Origin of the sequence: Lentilactobacillus fungorum, assembly GCF_016860605.1 — a bacterium.
GTDB classification, from domain to species: domain Bacteria; phylum Bacillota; class Bacilli; order Lactobacillales; family Lactobacillaceae; genus Lentilactobacillus; species Lentilactobacillus fungorum.
Window position 1 is genome coordinate 1 of record NZ_BNJR01000018.1, and the last position, 19,279, is coordinate 19,279.

The following is a 19,279-nucleotide window of genomic DNA, read 5'->3' on the forward strand; positions in this document are numbered from 1 at the left end:
TGAACTATCAGCCAAGTTCGGCTGCGCGGGCGCTTCACGGAAAACAATTTAAGTTAATTGGCTTAATTTTTGCTGGGATTACGAACCCAATCATTGCCGAGGTAGTCGAAAAAATTGAGGATCGCTTGTTTGATAAGGGGTATAAAGCAATCATTTGCAATAGTTTGGATAATCCCGAAAAGGAACGGCAATATTTGAGAATGCTGATGGCTAACCAAGTTGATGGTATTATTACTGGTTCTCATAACGAAGGCATTAAGGAATATGGGTTGACGGACTTGCCAATTGTTTCCTACGATCGATATTTTAAAAGCAAGATCCCAACAGTCCGCAGTGATAATTTTGGTGGCGGCCAACTTGCGGCTCGGACCCTAATAGATAAGGGAGCCAAAAAGTTATTGTTGGTTTCTGGCAGTATTGATGTCCAGTTGCCTAATAATGATCGAATTACCGGCTTTAATCAAGCAGTTGCAGAGCGTGGTTATTCGCCACAAGCAGTGGAATTACCATTTAACGCCACGCCGGCGATTAAGCGCGCGACAATTCATCAAGCATTAATTATTGACCATCCCGATGGTATTTTTTGTACGGATGATTTAACAGCACTGTTGTGTATGCAGGAAGCCAAAAAAATTGGGTTGAGGATTCCCGAAGACATTCAAGTGATTGGCTTTGATGGGTCAACGAACGTCCAAGAATATAATCCAGAACTTAGTACAATTGTTCAACCTTTGGACGATATTGCTGACTTGTTGGTCCGCTTATTGTTTAATCGACTAAATGATGAAAACGAAAAGTTGCTGGATGAATACACGCTGCCGGTTGAGTTGATTCAAAGGGCGTCACTTAAAAAATAAGGATCAAAAAAACAGGACTATTGGTTGACAAAGCGTCAACTGATAATCCTGTTTTTAAAAAATATAAGTGGGTAAGTTCGTAATCATACTATGTACCGCCTGGAGTTGCCAGGCGTTATTAGGAGTAAGAACCTATCAGCGCTTTTTAAAACTTGAAAGATATATTGGGGGTAGATCGTAACATTCTTGCTTCCGATATTTAATCGTGGATAACGCTGAAAGGCCCTTGTAACAAGATCAATGCAAGCATAAAGCTTTCATTTAGGTCAAATAAGTGGATGCAAACTACATCCACTGTCTATGATAGCCCTTTTTTACCATTGTTCAATCATTACGTCTCGAAAAAGTCAAACGTTGTGCAGGTGACGATGGCAAGTCTCTTTTAGTTAACAAAAAAGCTTGTTTGATCAGTTTGGAACCAGTTTAATGATCGATACAACAGTCGAATTGTTTCGCATTCGGCGTTATGATAAGTTATCAGTTTAATTTAGTGAGGTGACCATTTTGACGCTTCAATTTGTTATTGGAAAAGCTGGGGTTGATCATCAAGAAAAGATGATGACCATTCTCAAAGATGACCGGCAAAAGCATGCCGGCGATAAGTTCTTTTATTTAGTTCCTAACCATATTAAATTTGAATCAGAAGTTGAAATTTTAAAACAACTCGCCAATCCTGACGACGAGGTGACCGCCGAAAGCGATGTTCAAGTGTTATCGTTTACTCGATTGGCTTGGTTCTTTTTGCGGAATTCGCCGAAATATCAAAAGCAGCGGATTAGTGAAGCCGGCATTAGCATGCTGCTTTATCAAATTATTTTGTATAATCAAGATAAGCTGCTGTTATTTGCAAAAGAGGCGCATCACGCGGGCTTTATTAACCAAATTGCCCGCCAAATCGCAGAAATGCAGGCAGGTAATGTCTTACCTAATGATTTGTTGACGATTTATGAGAGTGATGAAGCTGTTATCAGTAATGATTTGCGGGACAAGTTACACGATTTTGCCTTAATTTACAGCGAATTTGTTAAACGAGTTGATGATCATTATTTTGATAGCCATACGGTCTTGAATCTATTAAGTGATCAATTGAGTGAAACGGATCTCACTCATTATCACTTCTACCTTTCGGGCTTTTCCAAGTTGTCGGCCCAAGAATGCCGACTAGTGGAAACCCTTATCCGCAATGCCGCTAGCGTGACGGTCGCGCTCACCTTGGATCGGGTTTATCGAGAAGAACTCCCAACCATACCCAATTTATTTTACCAGCCGGCTAAACTATTCTGGCAGCTTTACAAATACGCTGCTCAGCAAAAGGTTCCGTATCTAGGCACGATAATCGCCGACCAGCCAAGAGTTAGCGATGATTTGCTCAAACTAGAAACTTATTGGGAACAATCCAGTCGGATGGGACCAAATGTTGCAAGCCGGTTAGCTTCTAAAAAGGCGATCCAAATTTATCAGGCAGATAATCAATATTCTGAGTTAGATCAAGTAGCCGCCATGATTCATCGAATGGTTGCTGAAGGTCAATACCGTTATTCAGACATTTTAATTTTGACTCGCCATTTGGATGCATACGATAATATCTTGGATCCGGTATTCTCAATGCACCAGATTCCTTATTTTAAGGATAATCAAAAATCAATGGTGGATCACCCGTTAGTCGAGTTATTGGCATCATTGTTTGACATCTATGATCCAAGCCGTAATCGTAACTACCAATATGACGATATGATGCGCTTTTTGAAATCAGAATTGGTTTTGCCCCAAGTTGATGGCCAGCCGATGGCTATCGAAGATTACCGGCGAGCGGTTGCTTTAACTGAAAATCTGGTCTTAAAGAATAATTACCAAGGCAGCCGTTGGACACAAGACGAAGATTGGCAATACGTCTGGGTAGCCGATGACGATGAGGGCACAGTTTTATCTGACCCAGATCGTGAAATCACTCGGCAAATTAATCTTATTCGCCACATGGTAAAAGATACCTTACCTAAATTTTATCGCCGGTTAGCTAAGGCTAAAACGAATCAAGATGCCGCGGCCATTTTGTACCGCTTCTTAGAAGATGCCGGGGTGGTTAACCAGCTTCAGCATTGGCGAGATACCGCGATTGACCAGAATCATTTGAACCGGGCTAATGAGGTTGAACAGGCTTGGCGGATGTTTTGTGGTTTATTGGATGAGTGTGTAGCTATTTTAGGTGATAAACCGTTTGTTGCCCATGATTTTTGGGCATTGATATACGCCGGCTTTGAAGGTGCTAATTACTCGCAGATCCCATCAACCTTAGATCAGGTGACCGTTTCTGAAAGCGGCATGGTTCAGATGAGCAACCGAAAAGTGACTTTTATAATCGGCGCCAATGATGACAATATGCCGGCTCGTGCTGTTAACGAGAACTTATTTGGCGATGACGACGTGGCCCAACTTCAGCAGAACTTAACCGATGATCAATATTTAAGTGACTCAGCTGATGATCAAATGGCCTTTGAACCTTATTTAAATTATTTAGCCTTTTTGACTGCTAAAGAACGGTTGATTTTTACTTATACTGGTCAAACCAATGACGAAACAAGCGTTCAATTGTCGCCATATGTGCAACGAATCGCGACTCATTTCGATTTACCGCTCAATCATTACCCGGCGATTCCGGCTGCCGATCACTCCCTTAGCCCATATGTTTCTACCAAGCGGGCAACGCTGCACCATTTAATTCAAGTCATCCAAAGCGCTTATAAGACGGATAAGCAAGCGATTTCGGTGCCGGTAAGTTGGCAGGATATTTTGAATCAGCTGCGTGAGGACCCAGAATTAAAAACGCTCGTTAATCGGCTATTGGGGAGCATCACTTATAAAAACGACCCCCAACCGCTTGAACCAGATATTATTACGGGATTATACGGTAATGAATTGAACGTATCGATCTCACAATTACAATCCTTTTATGAAAACCCATATGAATACTTCCTCAAGTATGGATTAAGGTTACAAGAACGGGAGAAATTTGAACTATCGAGTGCCTCGACGGGAACCTTTTTCCATGAGGCTTTGGACCGTATCTTTAAAGAAGTTAATCGACAGCAGCTTGACCTACCAAGTTTAAGTGACGAAGAGATTGATGAATTGGTGGCGGAGAATGTGCAACAAATGGTTGAAAATCCTGACAACTACCAGTACGTTATCTTGACGAGTTCTAGCCGGATGAAATACCTAACCTCGCAACTTCAAGCAACGATTCAGCAAATGGTTCGAATTATGCGCGACCAGCAGCAATCCACACCAATGCGGCCGCGGACGACTGAACGAGTATTTGGTCAGCCCAGTGGTGATAATTTGGCTGGCCTATCATTTGAATTACCGGACAATCATTTGGTTAACGTCCGGGGGCGAATTGATCGAATCGATACCATGCAAGTTGAGGGTCAGCGGTACTTTGGGATCGTTGATTATAAATCTGGCAACCAGACGTTTGACTATACCAAGGCTTATGAGGGGCTCTCCATGCAACTATTAACGTATTTGGATGTGTTGAAGAATAACTTATTGACGTTAAGCCCGGATGATTTAAAGGCTTCTTTAGCGGGCGCCCTTTATTTGCATATTATGAATGCCAAGTTAAAGACGGCTGACTTGCAAAAATCTGGGTTCAAAGCGGCACTCATGGACCAACACCGGTACCAAGGAATCTTGGTGGCGGACTCGGAACTCATCAAAGATTTGGATCCGGCACTTGAAACCGGCAAATCACTAATTTATCCTTATAAGCTCAGGAAAAATGGTGCTCCGGCGAAAAGTTCCGCGTTAATGCCGGCAACGGATCTGGACGCATTTTTAGCGCATACCGAAAAGTTGATTATCAAAGCCGCAGATCGGATTTTTGCTGGGGACGTTACGTTGGCCCCCGCTAAATACGGTAGCCAGTCAGCGATGCAATACAGTCAATATCAAGCAATTATGAACTTTGACCCGCTGCTGGCAGATCCGACTTCTAAAAACAATCAATACAATAATATCAAGAAGCATACGGCAAAAGAAATTCTTGAAATGCTGAGAAAGGAGCAATAAATGGATTATACGCCAGACCAAGAAAAAGCGATTAATGACCGCCCCCATGGCAATATCTTAGTGTCTGCTTCGGCGGGATCCGGCAAGACCCGGGTTTTGGTTGACCGAATTATCAATATGGTCAATAACCATGAAGCAAACATTGACCAATTGCTCGTAGTAACCTTCACGAATGCGGCGGCCAAAGAAATGAGACAGCGACTGCAGCAGTCGTTGCGCGCGGCATTTAACGACACCCACAACGCGCAGGAAAAGGCTTACTTGCTCAGACAAATCCAAAAAGTGGCGGTAGCTGATATCACGACTATGGATGCTTATTGTCAAAAATTGGTTTCTCGATACTATTATATTTTAGGAATTGATCCGAATTTTAGAATTTTATCTGATCCAACTGAACAGGAGTTATTAAAGGACCAAGCTTGGCAGGATGTTCGCGAAGAGTTGTACAGCACAGATGATGACGGTTCGTTTGCCCGGTTAACCCAGAACTTTTCTAACGATCGAAGCGATGATGGCCTCACCAAAGTTATTTACAAAATGGACGAATTTGCCAACGTGACAGCTGATCCAGATCGTTGGCTAGCCAACGCAGCCCGTTTTTACGATTTACAGGGAAAAAGCTTAATTAAAAGTGATTTTTACAAGCAATTTATCAAGCCCCAAATCGATGATTTCTTTAGCCAAATGGAGATGGATCATTATTTGATGATTCAACTGGCACAACGAGTGGATCTATACGCAGATGAAGCGTTCTTCGATCAGCAGTTAGATGACATTAAGAAATTAAAAGCAACGATCGATAATTGTGCGACGTGGGATGAGTTGAGAAGCACAATCAACCAGTTTTCGTTTGCCAAACTTACGGGTGCGAAAAATTTAGATGGCGAGCAAAAGGAAGTTCATAGCCAGATTGTTAAGATTAATTCAGATATCAAAAATAGTGGTAAGCAGTTTCAGACATTTCAAGAACGCTACTTCTTGCTTGACGAACAGACTAACGTTCAAATCATGCAAGCAGCCAAACAACGAATTGAAAAACTAGTCGCCGTTGTTCAGCGGTTTCGAGCTGCTTATCGGGAGCTGAAAAGCGAGCGCCATCTCATGGAGTTTATTGATATTGAACATGCGGCCTATGATATCTTAAGCGGTGACAGTGAGCAGGCGAAACTCGTTCGCAAACGCTTATCAGATCAATATTACGAAATTATGGTTGATGAGTACCAAGACAATAATCAACTACAAGATGCCATTTTAAATAGGATTGCCAAGACTGACCGTGGAAATCGCTTTATGGTAGGCGATTCCAAACAGTCAATTTATCGATTTAGATTGGCTGATCCCCAATTGTTTATTCAAAAGGCCGAGGCCTATGATCAAGCTAGTAATGCTAATGAACTGGTGTCACTCGCCGAAAATTTTCGTTCGGCTCAAAATATTGATGCGTTTACTAATCTTATTTTTGAACAGATTATGGATAAACAGGTTGGTGAAATCGATTATGATCAAGCGAAGTTAAAATTTGGCGGCACTGATACATTAAAAAACTACCCTTCAGAAGTGGCACTCCTCATTTACAGCAACGACCAAACAGCAGGCGAAGACGAGGTGGCTGGCGAACAAATTGAAGATAGTGAAACCGGTCAAGTGGAAATTATTGCGCAAAAGATTCGGGAAATGTTGGATCATCACGAACAAATTTACGATAAAGATCATCTAAAGGACATAACGCCCGGCGACATTGCAATTATTTCACCGACGCACCACAGTGAATTAGTGATGGCTGATGTTTTTCGGCAATATGATATTGATGCAGAAATTACAGGTGCTAAAAGTTACCTGAAAACAACGGAGATTCAAGTGATGATGGCGCTACTGTCAGTCATTGACAATCCCTTTCAAGACATTCCACTCGTTGCGGTGTTGCGCTCGCCCATCGTTGGCCTAGATGAAAACCAGCTGGCTTTTTTGCGGATTAATCGTAAAACGGGTAATTATTATCAAGCGGTACTGGACTTTTATCATCATTATCCGACAGATAAGCCTAATGAGTACGCTCAAGCAGTCTTTTCAAAGATTAATATATTTTTGAATCAACTTGATCGGTTCAAAAACATTGCCCAACAAGATGGGCTGGTGGCTTTGATTTGGGATATCTACAACACGACTGGTTATTTGGATTATGTTGGGGGGATGCCAGGCGGCTACCAGCGTCAAACCAATTTGCACGCGCTGTATGAACGCGCTGCGGATTACGAAAAAAATGGTTTCAAGGGGTTGTTCCGATTTGTGCTGTTTATCGAGCGGATGCAGGAACACGATAAGGATTTAGCAACGGCAAGTCCAACGACTAGTGATAATAAAGTACAAGTCATGACCATTCATGGCAGTAAGGGGCTCCAGTTTCCAGTCGTGTTTTTAAACGATATGGGCAAGAAATTCAACGATCAAGACTTGAAGGGCAACTATATTTTAAATGACCACTTGGGAATTGGCATTTCATATCTCAACACGAAGACTCGTGAAGTAGCCGACCCTTTGCAAAAAGAAGCTGTTAAGACGGTTACTAAAAATGCCTTTTTATCAGAAGAGATGCGGAAGCTATATGTGGCGATGACAAGGGCTGAGCAGCGCTTATATTTGGTCGGCAAAATAACTGGTTCAAAAAACAAACCGGTTGATGAAGCGTCTCAAATTTTAACTTGGCAATCAAAAACAACCGCTGGACGGATGTTGCTGCCAACGGCGACCCGAAATAGCGCCCAGACTTACCTATCCTGGATTGGGCCGGCAATTTCTCGACACCCAGCGATTCTCAAGCAGTTCGGTGCTGATCAACCGTATAGTGATTTAGCCGCTGATCGATCCAAATTTAGTATTAAGTTCTATGATAACGAAGCGTTGGCAACGGCTGGGAAGTCAAAAGCCGGAAATGGTTTAGCGGCTAATGATTGGATTGGCCAACTAATTTCAAAAGCGAAAGGCGTTCCAAAAGATGAGCAAATTGCTCAGTTGATGAATGCTCATTATCGGTTTCAGGCTGCCACCCATACAACCGCCTACCAATCGGTTTCGGAGATTAAACGATTATTCGATGATCCGGATAACGTCCAATTAGGAAATGATGTTTTATTAGACGCCGACCAAGTCATTAAGCCAAGTCGATATACGCAGTCACTAGCAACGCCGACGTTTATTTCCGGCAATGGGAAAAGCCAACCAGCGCCAACTGATATTGGTACCGCCACTCATTTGCTCTTACAGCAGATGAACCTTTCAAGTACCCCCACCCGTGAATCTGCGGTAGCATTGCTTGACCGTCTAGTTGAAACCGGCATTATTTTAGAAAACGTTGCGGCGCAGATTAATATTGATGGGGTTCTCAATTTTTATAAGACGTCGATTGGCCAGCTGGTATTGGAAAATCCCGATAAAACCTATCGAGAGGTGCCATTCTCATTATTGATGAAAGCAAAAAATGTGTTTAAAAACTTTGGCGATGATGACCAACGCATCTTAATTCATGGGATTATCGATGGATATGTCAAAGTCGATAACGGTATTTATTTATTTGATTACAAGACCGACCGATTGCGTCCAGGAGTTACGGCAGCGACAATTGTCGATCGCTACCGCGGTCAACTTGAACTCTATGGTTTAGCGCTTAAAAAGGTTACCAGAAAGCCAATTATTGGAAAATATCTCTATTTACTATCAGCTAACCAGTTGATTGAGGTTAACTAATTTTAGGGATTGGTAAAGTTCGCAATCAAAATGATTCTCTGAAATCCTTGAGTGATATAATCGAGTGGATATTTTAGGATAGCTGCGCCAAGCAGAAAGCTGCGCGTAAGCACCTCAGCCCGAAATCCCAAACCCGTGGATTTTCGTTTGAAGAGACTTACGCTTCGCTTTCTAACCGCCTGGCTTCGCTCACTTACTAGGACAGCTGCGCAAAGCAGAAACTTCCGCATAAAACATCTTGACCAAAAATCCAAACCCGGGATTTCCGGCCAAGCTGCCTTATGCTCCAGTTTCTAACCGCTTTGCTTCGCTCACTTTTTTAGGACAGCTGTGCCAGGCAGAAAACTACACGTAAGCACCTCTAACAAAAATTCCAGAACCGGGAATTTCCGTTAGAGGAGACTTACGCTCCGCTTTCTAACCGCCTGGCTTCGCTCACTTACTAGGACAGCTGCGCAAAGCAGAAACTTCCGCATAAAACATCTTGGCCAAAAATCCAAGCCCGGGATTTCCGGCCAAGCTGCCTTATGCTCCAGTTTCTAAGCGCTTTGCTCCGCTCACTGTTATTAGGACAGCTACGCAAAGCAGAAAGCTGCACCTAAGCTCCTTTGTCCAAAAATCCAAGCCCGGGATTTCCGGCCAAAGAAACTTAGGCTCCGCTTTCTAACCGCTTTGCTCCGCTCACTTTATAAATAGGGGATTAAACATATGAAGAAATTTTTGCAGATGATGCTGGCTGTTTTTTTGGCAGTGGTCATCACCGGCTGTTCAAACGATACGAAGGCCGGTCATACAACTCGTTCGAACTCACAAACACAAACAATTAATTGGAAGCGGCCATCGCAATCCATTCCGTACCCCAAAATTACGAGCGCAAATAAGCGCTACTTACGGGTTTCGATCGCCAAACAGAGAGTATACGTGATGAGTCCGGCAAACCGGGTGCTATATACCATGTATGCATCAACTGGCAAAAATAACGCGACACCTCGAGGAACGTATCATATTCAATCACAACGGGGGGATTTCTTCTATAATCGTCGTTCTAAAGAGGGGGCTCATTATTGGACCTCTTGGAAAGGACACGGTGTCTACTTATTTCACACGGTACCAACAGATTCGAAGGGACGCTACATTGCTGCTGAGGCTAAAACATTGGGGATTAAGCCAGATTCTCATGGTTGCATTCGGCTATCAATCCCTGATGCCAAATGGATCAATCGCACAGTGCCGGTGGGAACAAAAGTTGTGGTTCGATAGTGATGTTGTGTAGAAAGCAATGCTATCGATGCAATGGGGAAATGTGCGAGCTAGAATGGCTTAATTAAAAAGTCGATATGATTGGTGATAGTTAATCAATCATATCGGCTTTTAGTTTGCGAAAATTAACCCATTTCAAAAGAAAGGATACAACTTGACGGGTTCTGAGTTGAGGATATACTTGAGATGTTGCTTAAATTAATTTATTTATAACTAAATTTGATTTAGATTAGATTTATTTTTATGTTAAATCATTTAATTAAGGAGATTACAGATGAAAATTAACCAATTTGCTTATGTTCCAACAGCTCACGATCAGATTATTTCTGAATTAACTCGTATTGGTTTTTTAAATAGTCAGAGCCAACAAATCAATGATCCCCAACTTTTGTTCCGGAAACTCTTGTTGCAATGCTATTTAGAACATTCCGGCAAGACGACTCGGATTCAAAAGATTGCTAATTTAATGGCAACTCCAACTATTGATGCGAATACATATACTAAAAGTGGCCGACCTTTAACAAAGGAAGCATTCTACAATATTGCGTTGCAACTTTTGGGTTTCTTAGACGATTTAGACTTTTCTCTAGCAGATCCGCTGGGGTCAATGAAAAAGTTAGGACTACCCATAATACCATTGCCTGAGCATCTAGATTGTAACCAATTAATTGACGCTTGGTATCGTTTACTAAATACTCGAAATAAGTATGGGCAAACATTAATTGATTACCTGGCAGGCCGCGGATATTATCACTTTTTAAACGATCATCGATTGGTAAATCGGCCGCTCGTTTTTAACGGTAAGGCGCAAGCAACCTTTGATACTGGCACCTTAATTCGTGAGGTGGTTTATGTTGAAGCCCCCCTTGATAGTGACCAGGATGGTCAACGAGACTTGCTTAAAGTGTGTGTGATCCGGCCAGCAGAAAGTAATCATGGTCTAAAGGTTCCAATTATTTATACGGCAGATCCATACGCACAAGGCATGAACGTTGAGTGGTCTAAGAAATACTCACATAATAATAATCGATCGTTAACACACAAAGAACCTAACCAACTAACATATCAGGATGTCATGAATACATATAATGATGCCAATGTTCCTAAGCCACGACCGGTTCAAGGGCAATCCAAGGAGACTGAAGAAACGTTTACAAAGTTTTGGTCTTATTCGCTTAATGATTATTTCCTTGCTCGGGGGTTTGCGGTCGTTTATGCATCTGGAATCGGTACTAAGGATTCTGATGGCTTTCGAACGACAGGGACACGGGATGAAACGATTAGTACAACTTCTGTCATTGAATGGCTTCATGGCGATCGGATTGCATTTACTAACAAGTCAGATCGGATCGCTATCAAAGCTTGGTGGAGTAATGGAAATGTGGGAATGACCGGCCGTTCTTATTTAGGCACCTTAGCGAATGCATCAATTCTAAGTGGGGTGACGGGGTTAAAAACGGCGGTTGTCGAAGCAGGGCTATCAGATTATTATGACTACTACCGAGAAAATGGATTGGTAGTTGCCCCGGATGGTGATGATGCTGATTCGCTAGCAGAGTGGACGTTTAGCCGACAGCGAGAAGCAGGCGATTATGCCAAGATAAAGTTGGCTTGGTTGACTCACTTAAAAGCGATGCGACAACAGGAAGCACATGATTCTGGTAACTATAATCAATTTTGGGATGCTAGAAGATTGCTAAAACAAAATCATGCTCAGGCCGATGTTTTGCTGGTTCATGGATTAAATGATTGGAATGTAAAAACCGCTCAAGCCTGGAACATGCGAAAGGCACTTAAGAAGCGGTCAGTTACGCAAAAATTGATTTTACATCAAGGGCAGCACGAGTATTTGAATAACTTCCGTTCGTTTGATTATACTGACCTCGTTAATTTATGGCTCACTAATAAGTTATTGGCAGTTGATAATCATGCTGACGACGTGATTGATGATGTGATTGTCCAAGATAACGCTCAACCGGAAACTTGGACTGGTTATAAAGATTGGGGTGGCCAACAAACAACGTGGCAGGTTTATCAATTAACCCCGAATAACATGAAGAACTTAAATGGAAATAACACTTTTTCAGACAGATTGGCTAACGAGCTTTTTAACGATTACACGCAAGATCTGGTTCGTTGGCGAAATGATTTGTATACGAGAAATGGTTCACCAATGGATACTCATTGTATACGTTTATTGACCGCGCCACTAAATCGCGCCTTAGTGATTGACGGTAGGCCACAAATTACTTTACGGGCAAAGAGCGATGCTAATGTTGGGATGATCAGCGTTGCTTTGGTTGATTACGGGCAAGCACATCGATTAGGTGATTATCCTCAGGTGATTAAGTCTCAAAAAATTTTGAGCGGCTATAACTGGCGGAAAGATGATTTGCGGGAATTCTTGCCACAGAAGAAAGTAACGGATTTTAAACGGATCACCGAAGCTCATTTGAATATGCAAAATCGACAAAATAGTTATCGCGTCGACGAACTTATTCCAGGAAAATTTTATGAATTGCAATTTGAATTTCAACCAACTTTTTGGCATCTATTAAGTGGGCATCAATTAGGCATTGTAATCTATGCGTCTGACATGGCTTACACAGTTCATGGTAATCAAGCTATTAACTACCAACTTGATTTAACGAAATCCAGCCTCAAGGTTCCAATACTAAAAAATTAAATAATGATCCGAAATATAATTGATCATTGAATGAGAATCAGCGTTTTAGAAAGGGAGACTAGTTTCTTTAGAAAGATTACATTATTAATTTTTGATTAGTATCAAGCAACTATCTTCTTGCAATAATGGTTTGATTTTAATTTTTTCCTTTAATCTAGCATAAAATATTTCCGTATGGTTACCAAAAAAGGAGTAATGATGATGAAAATGAAATCACAGATAAAACTAGTAGGTGCTGTGTTTATTGCTGGAGTTGTTTTGACAGGTTGCGGTAATTCATCAACTCACAGCAAAAAACAGGTTCTTAATTGGGAAACCCCAGCAAGCCTATCTACGATGGATCCAGCTCAATCTACTGATTTGTATGCTGATCAGATGATGCTGGCATCTGGTGAAGGTTTACTGCGAATGCAAGCGAATAATAAAGTAGTGCCTGGCGTGGCTAAGACTTATTCTGTTTCTAAGAATGGAAAAACTTGGACGTTTGATTTGCGCCATTCCAAGTGGTCGGATGGCTCACAGTTGACGGCTAAGGATTTTGTCAATTCATGGCGACGGACAGTCAATCCTTCGACCAAGTCACAGTACGCTTATATGTTTAGCGATATCAAGAATGCTGCAAAGATTACGGCGGGGAAACTGGCACCTAGTCAATTGGGCGTCAAGGCGAATAACAATTACCAACTAACGGTTCATTTGACTAAAGCGCAGCCGGCATTTAAGTACTTAGTCAGTGCCAGCTGTTATCTTCCTGAAAATCAAGCGGCACTGAAGAAATATGGTCATCGATTTGGTACTAATTCGACTACCAATACATATAATGGCCCCTTTTTATTGAAAGGGTGGAACGGTACAAATGATACTTGGCATCTGGTCAAAAATCCCAAATATTGGAATGCCAAAAATATTCAATTGCATCGAATTAACGTTCAAGCTGTTAAGAACCCATCAACTGCTTTAAACAGTTATGAAAGTGGTAAACTTGATTTTACTTATCTTAGCGGAACACAGGTTAAGCAATATGAACACAATCGAAATTATCATTTGTTCAAGGATACCGGGATGTTTTACATAGAAATGAATGAGAGAAAAGATCGACTGCTTAAAAACCGATTGATTCGACGCGCGCTATCTTTAACTATCAATCGTCAGCAGTATGCAAATAAAGTCTTGAGTGACGGCTCGGTTCCTGCTAAAGGGCTTGTTGCGGACAACATGGCTAAGCGAAACGGTAGAGACTTTGCGGATCAGGCATATGTTAAGGGGGCTGTTGCGTATAATTTGGCTCAAGCAAAGAAAGACTGGCAACGAGGCCTCAAGCAGGTAAACAAGAAGTCGGCTACCTTAACTTTGGTGAGTGATGATAAGGATACCAGTAAGCAGGGCGCCGAATTTATTCAAAGTAGTTTGGAAAAATTACCAGGTTTAAAAGTGACAATCCAAAGTGTTCCTTTAAATAATCGAGTTAGTCGGGCAGCAAATGGCCAATTTGATCTTATTCTTTCTGGAACTATCAATGATTATCCAGATCCAGATGATAGCATTAGTGCAATGACCACAAATAATGTGGCGAATAATGGTAAGTGGCACAATTCGGCGTTCGACCGGCTCATTAACCGGGCAGAAAATACGGATGCAAATCATGAATCAGCTCGTTGGAACGATCTAGCTCAAGCCGAAAAGATCTTGATGACCGATCAAGGGGTTATCCCACTTTACCAGCAGTCGCTGGCGACACTGATCAGGCCAAGTGTTAAAGGCCTTCAATTTATGCCAACCGCGCCGGAATGGGATTGGACTAAAACCCATATGAACTAGGATGAATAACGGCAACAAAAAGACCAGTTAGCATTTTACCTAACTGGTCTTTTGACTGCTTATAGAGTTGATAAGTTCAATTTAAAGGCTAACCCAAATTAAACAAATTCACCAAAATAATGCCCATTACCAAAATGACGGCAATGAGGCCAACTGAAAACTTGGTAAAGAGCTTATCATTGATTTTGTTTAGTAAGAAAAAAACAATTCCCAAACAAATGATGCCAATGACATACATCACTATTAGGGCGAGCTTAACGGTTGTATCGGTTGCTGCCATTCCTATCACCTCATTAAACCCATTATACGTCATTCCAGATAATTACTAAAACCCACAGTTAGCATTCTTCTGAAGTTAGCCACCAAATAACTGCTGTTGGCATCGCATTCAGGCAATCCAAGCTAAAAACTAATCAATAATGAGCTGGTAAGCGTATCTTGGGGTGGCAGCGTGGTCTTTTTCGGCCATATAAATGGTTCCCCGCTTGGTAAAACCGTTTGTTGTGATCACATGTTGCATCCCTTTATTATCGGGATGAGTATCGATTCGAATATCCTTGTATCCCAAGACACCAGAAATTGTAATCAAGCCGCTAATCATTTTATCGGAAAGATGTTGACCCCGAAAATCCGCAGACATGGCGATTCGATGAATGGCTGTGTAGCGGCCGTGGACACCGTTAACCCACTGACCATCATGAATATTGAGGTAATTAACGTCTAATCCTTGGTGTAAAGCGGCCGTAGCGGCAATTTGACCATCGATGACTAAAACGTAAGTAATCCCGAACTTAACGTCAGTTTCCAGAGCCTCAGCGTCTGGATAACCATTTTGCCACTGATCGATTCCTTGTTGTTTGAGGTAGGTTTTGGCTTCTGAGATGATTTGCTTAATTTTAGGGAGATCTTCGTTAGTTGCTTGCCGTAAATAAGTTGCTGGCATTACTTCTCACATCCTCACTGATATTTCTAACTTGAACAATTAGATTCAAATAACACGAGAGTGCATTATAGAGCAAAAGCATAAGACATGCAACCGGAAGATGAACGCTTTTGGATTACGATGAGTCCCGGTTAAGCCAACTATTAACAATAGTTAAAACCACCATCTATTGCGTACAAAAAAGCCCCAACTTGGGGTCGTTGTTGAACCCAAGTTGGGGCAATTAGGTTTACTTACTCATGGTCATCTAATACATCATTGGTTTTTTCAGCTGCTTTTTCTTTAGTATCTTCAACCTTCTCTTTAGCTTTACCGGATGTTTTTTGAGCTTTTCCTTTTAATTTGAGCTTATCATTTCCGGTAGCGTCACCAATCTTTTCTTTCATTTTGCCGACTACTTGATCTGATTTGTTCTTTAAGTTTCCCATTATTACACATCCTTTCTGTCTTTCTGTTATAAGAATAACTGATTAGCACTTATCTTCGCAAAAATAACGCCTATTAATTGAAATGATTGCCGCTGGTCGCTTCATTAATTTGGCGTCGGGATAAGGCTGATAGTGTGCTATTATTATCTTAAGACTAGGGGTGAAATGGATGGCAAAAAAGAAAAGTATCATACCAAATAGTAAGCAACAATCTGAACGCAGGGACCGAAGTCACCGAGTGATGGCTACGATTGCGTTGATGACATCTAAATTATTGGGAGAAAATACATATGCTAAAAGCTCAATTAATGCCGAACGCTTGGCAAGAGGTGAGCAGCGCTTTTTAAAGCGGCCGATTGTCTCGGGAATGTCGTTGGCAGATTTTCAGTTGGCCAAACAAAGTCAATTAGGGTATTTAGTTGCGGTCAAGGACTTGCAGTCAGTGGCGCTCGATCAAATGCAGGCGATGGTGTTATGGGCGACAGGCGTTAATAATGATGAAGTGATTAATCGGGCCGCTGGCAATGCGTTTTCGGTTTATTTAGCCCAAAGTAATGATCGACATCAGTTTGTGAGGGGGTATCAAACAGCCATTATCCAGTTTGTAGAAGCAATTGCTGGCGACCAGGGCGTCTTAGCAAAAATCCGTCATAAATTTCAGACGTTGACGTTTGAGGAAAAGACGGCGCTGGCCAACAACTGGTTCAAGCATGTCAATCAATTTATGACAGGCACTAGTCCATATAGAACCATTACCGATGGTGCCAGCGGCTCTACAGATGCCCAAATTGCAAAGGGCATTTTTGCGGAAGTCGACGAAGGCTACTTGATGAAGCAGCCAATTCGGGAAAATCAGGCACCGCTGCTGGGAAATTACGTTTACACGGGGGACGATTTTAGTGATCAACACCATCTGCCAGAAGCGACGGCGGCTGCTTTAAACCATCTAAGCCTATCTGAAACGATCAACTTATTTGTTAATGGCAAGCTTGCAGCGACGCTTGATTTGCTTTGCTCAATGGGGCTGTACGAATTTGTTTACCGTTATTTTCGCAATGACAATCAGGATTTGATTAGTTTGCCACCACTAATTTCAACTGATTTATCAACGATTATCAGCACAGTTGACAAGAAACTCCCCGCTATTTTTGAGCGACTTGAATTCCCCAAGACGTTGGCTGAATTAGCTGCTAGCTTACCAATCATTAATTTGAGCAATGCTGGCACCGCTAGAAATGCCCAAAAACAAAACTTTCAGCGGCGGCTAAGTGTGGTGATGGATCGACATCACCAGCAATTTGTTAATGACCGGGGCGAGTGGGTACCGATTGACTATGGCTTTTTAGCGGGCGTGACGGCAGCCATTCGAAACGCTTGCTGTTTGCCACTGCTTGTCCAGTATACGGTTACTCGAAATCAGTTATTTAGCCAAATTAAATCGGAGGACTATGCTCAAAGTCGGCGAGTTGGCGCCCCGGATTTTAATGTCACAACGCCGATAGTTCAATTTGTGGATCAACTGGCACGCTACCAGGTTGATCAGTTAATGGTGATTGTAAAACGGGGACGAAATGATTATGAAGGCTTAAATCAAGTCAGCAGCCAGAGTGCATTTAATCACTTGATGCGCGTAGCACCCCAGATGCGAAAAGTTAATCCTAATTATGTCACCATGTCAAAACCAACCAAGCGGTTATATTACTGGCTGTATCAGAGTTCATTTGCCGACACCCTTGAAAGAAAAGATCAGGTTAGTTTATAGATTAAAAAAACCGTTGCACGCGATCAGGCGTTTTGCAACGGTTTTTGGTTACTATCAAAGCATTCTGAGCGCAAGGGCTGACCCCATGCCGCCACCCATGCATAGTGAAGCAACGCCAATTTCTTTGTGGGTGCGTTTCAGGTTATGGATTAAAGTCGTTACGATTCGGGCACCTGAATCTCCTAAAGGGTGGCCCAAGGCAATTGCACCGCCGTTAATGTTAACTTTGTTAATCGGCAGGTCAAGGTCGCGAATAACCGCAACGCATTGGGAAGCAAAGGCCTCATTAAGTTCAATCAAATCGATATCGTTAATCGTCATTTTGGTCTGATCAAGTAACTGGTTGATTGCTAAATATGGTGCATAACCCATTAATTCAGGATCAATTCCAGCTTCTGTATAGGAAATGATTTCAGCAATTGGTGAAATTCCCAAAGCCCGGGCATTTGATTCGGTTGTCAGGATTAATGCGGCAGCACCATCGTTTAATCCAGCTGCGTTTCCGGCTGTTACCGTCCCCTCAGGTTTAAAAGCGGGCTTCAAAGCTGCCAGTTTATCAAGTGTTGTGTCAAATCTTACGGCTTCATCTTGGGAAATAGCATCAGCTTGATTAGTTGCTTTTAAGGGAATCATTTCATCCTCGAACCGGTGTTGATTAATTGCATCGATAGCTTTCTGATGGGATGACAGTGCAAACTGGTCTTGGTCATGGCGGCTTACGTGAAACTTGGCGGCGACATTTTCAGCAGTGACTCCCATGAGGGTTCCAGAGATTGAATCCCTTAAGCCATCGTGTTCTAAGGCATCTGGCATGGTGATTGGGCCAAATTTTTGTGGTGAGCGTTGGGTCATATTTAGGTATGGTGCGTTTGACATGCTTTCTGTGCCGCCGGCTATAATCAATTTGGCTTCGTTTAATAGAAGGGCCGACTGTGCTTGATGAATGGCTTGCATGCCTGAACCGCAAACCTGATTGACGGTAAAAGCAGTACTTGTTTGGGGAATACCGCTTCGTAATTCAATTTGGCGGGCAACGTTTTGACCGGTACCTGCTTGGATCGCGTTACCAAAAATAACTTGTTGTACTAAGCTGGCTGGAAGTTTGGTTTCTTCTAGCAAGTTTTTAACGACAATCGTTCCTAATTGTTCGGCAGTAAAGTTTTTGAGCGCACCGTTTAATTTACCGATTGGTGTTCGCTTTGCCTCAATAATGACTGCTTTATCCAAAGTACTTGGCTCCTTTTTATGAAGATTTCAATTGCAAGTATACCGAGTTGCCAACTATAATTGGGAACTTTCGATCAACTTTAATCAAATCCAAATGATTTATTTTTAGAAAAAATCATTTATTTGAAAATAATAGTTGACCTCAGTTAAAAATCCTGATAGTATATTACTCGTTGCTTAGTTAGCAATTACATATATACCAATTACTTCTTAAAAGTTTTTGTTGACTTACAGAATTTGATGATATATAATTGTTATTGCTGTTGAGGCAAAGGAACACAAGCCTTTACGACGCTGAACGATTTATTGATTTATGTTATAAATGTTTGTGTTTTGGATGTAGACCTTTGAAAACTGAACAAAATTTTCGACAAACAAATGTGCAGGGCGTTCCGAAACATTTCGGAACCAAACATTTGCGAAGTCAATTCGTAAAAACCAAGAATAAATTTTAAATCATGAGCTATTAACAGGCTTATCATTTTAAAA

11 protein-coding genes are annotated in these 19,279 nt (G+C 41.9%); 7 read left to right on the forward strand and 4 right to left on the reverse strand.

The features are described 5' to 3' along the window. The 6 genes from YK48G_RS11885 to YK48G_RS11910 all read left to right on the forward strand — a co-directional run. A partial coding sequence (locus YK48G_RS11885; protein WP_232365371.1) for a LacI family DNA-binding transcriptional regulator occupies nt 1–857 on the forward strand: 857 nt, incomplete at its 5' end. Nucleotides 858–1,352: 495 nt separating this feature from the next. Continuing rightward, on the forward strand, nt 1,353–4,925 hold the full coding sequence (locus tag YK48G_RS11890) for a PD-(D/E)XK nuclease family protein (RefSeq protein ID WP_232365372.1): 3,573 nt from the start codon (nt 1,353–1,355) through the stop codon (nt 4,923–4,925). Next, the gene (gene addA / locus YK48G_RS11895) at nt 4,926–8,666 is read left to right on the forward strand and encodes a helicase-exonuclease AddAB subunit AddA (protein ID WP_203630944.1); all 3,741 of its coding nucleotides are present in this window, start codon (nt 4,926–4,928) and stop codon (nt 8,664–8,666) included. Between the two features lie 708 nt (nt 8,667–9,374). Then, nucleotides 9,375–9,926 (forward strand): L,D-transpeptidase, encoded by a 552-nt coding sequence (locus YK48G_RS11900; protein ID WP_203630945.1) that lies wholly within the window; start codon nt 9,375–9,377, stop codon nt 9,924–9,926. 274 nt (nt 9,927–10,200) lie between these two features. Further along, on the forward strand, nt 10,201–12,612 hold the full coding sequence (locus YK48G_RS11905) for a Xaa-Pro dipeptidyl-peptidase (protein ID WP_203630946.1): 2,412 nt from the start codon (nt 10,201–10,203) through the stop codon (nt 12,610–12,612). 201 nt (nt 12,613–12,813) lie between these two features. Continuing rightward, nucleotides 12,814–14,430, forward strand: a complete 1,617-nt coding sequence (locus YK48G_RS11910; RefSeq protein WP_203630947.1) for a peptide ABC transporter substrate-binding protein — start codon at nt 12,814–12,816, stop codon at nt 14,428–14,430. Between the two features lie 88 nt (nt 14,431–14,518). Here the strand turns inward: YK48G_RS11910 and YK48G_RS11915 are convergent, their stop codons facing one another. The 3 genes from YK48G_RS11915 to YK48G_RS11925 all read right to left on the reverse strand — a co-directional run bounded on the left by YK48G_RS11915 (nt 14,519) and on the right by YK48G_RS11925 (nt 15,801). Beyond that, on the reverse strand, nt 14,519–14,710 hold the full coding sequence (locus YK48G_RS11915) for a hypothetical protein (protein WP_203630948.1): 192 nt from the start codon (nt 14,708–14,710) through the stop codon (nt 14,519–14,521). A gap of 129 nt (nt 14,711–14,839) precedes the next feature. Further along, nucleotides 14,840–15,373 carry a GNAT family N-acetyltransferase gene (locus tag YK48G_RS11920; protein ID WP_203630949.1) on the reverse strand — a complete coding sequence of 178 codons (534 nt, stop codon included), beginning with the start codon at nt 15,371–15,373 and terminating at the stop codon, nt 14,840–14,842. A gap of 233 nt (nt 15,374–15,606) precedes the next feature. Next, a complete protein-coding gene (locus YK48G_RS11925; RefSeq protein ID WP_203630950.1) occupies nt 15,607–15,801 on the reverse strand; it encodes a CsbD family protein in 195 nt (64 codons plus the stop codon). Between the two features lie 169 nt (nt 15,802–15,970). On the opposite strand from YK48G_RS11925, the gene YK48G_RS11930 reads away from it, so the two are divergent. Next, the gene (locus YK48G_RS11930; RefSeq protein WP_203630951.1) at nt 15,971–17,563 is read left to right on the forward strand and encodes a hypothetical protein; all 1,593 of its coding nucleotides are present in this window, start codon (nt 15,971–15,973) and stop codon (nt 17,561–17,563) included. 54 nt (nt 17,564–17,617) lie between these two features. Here the strand turns inward: YK48G_RS11930 and YK48G_RS11935 are convergent, their stop codons facing one another. Beyond that, on the reverse strand, nt 17,618–18,790 hold the full coding sequence (locus YK48G_RS11935; protein ID WP_203630952.1) for a thiolase family protein: 1,173 nt from the start codon (nt 18,788–18,790) through the stop codon (nt 17,618–17,620). Nucleotides 18,791–19,279 lie beyond the last annotated feature (489 nt).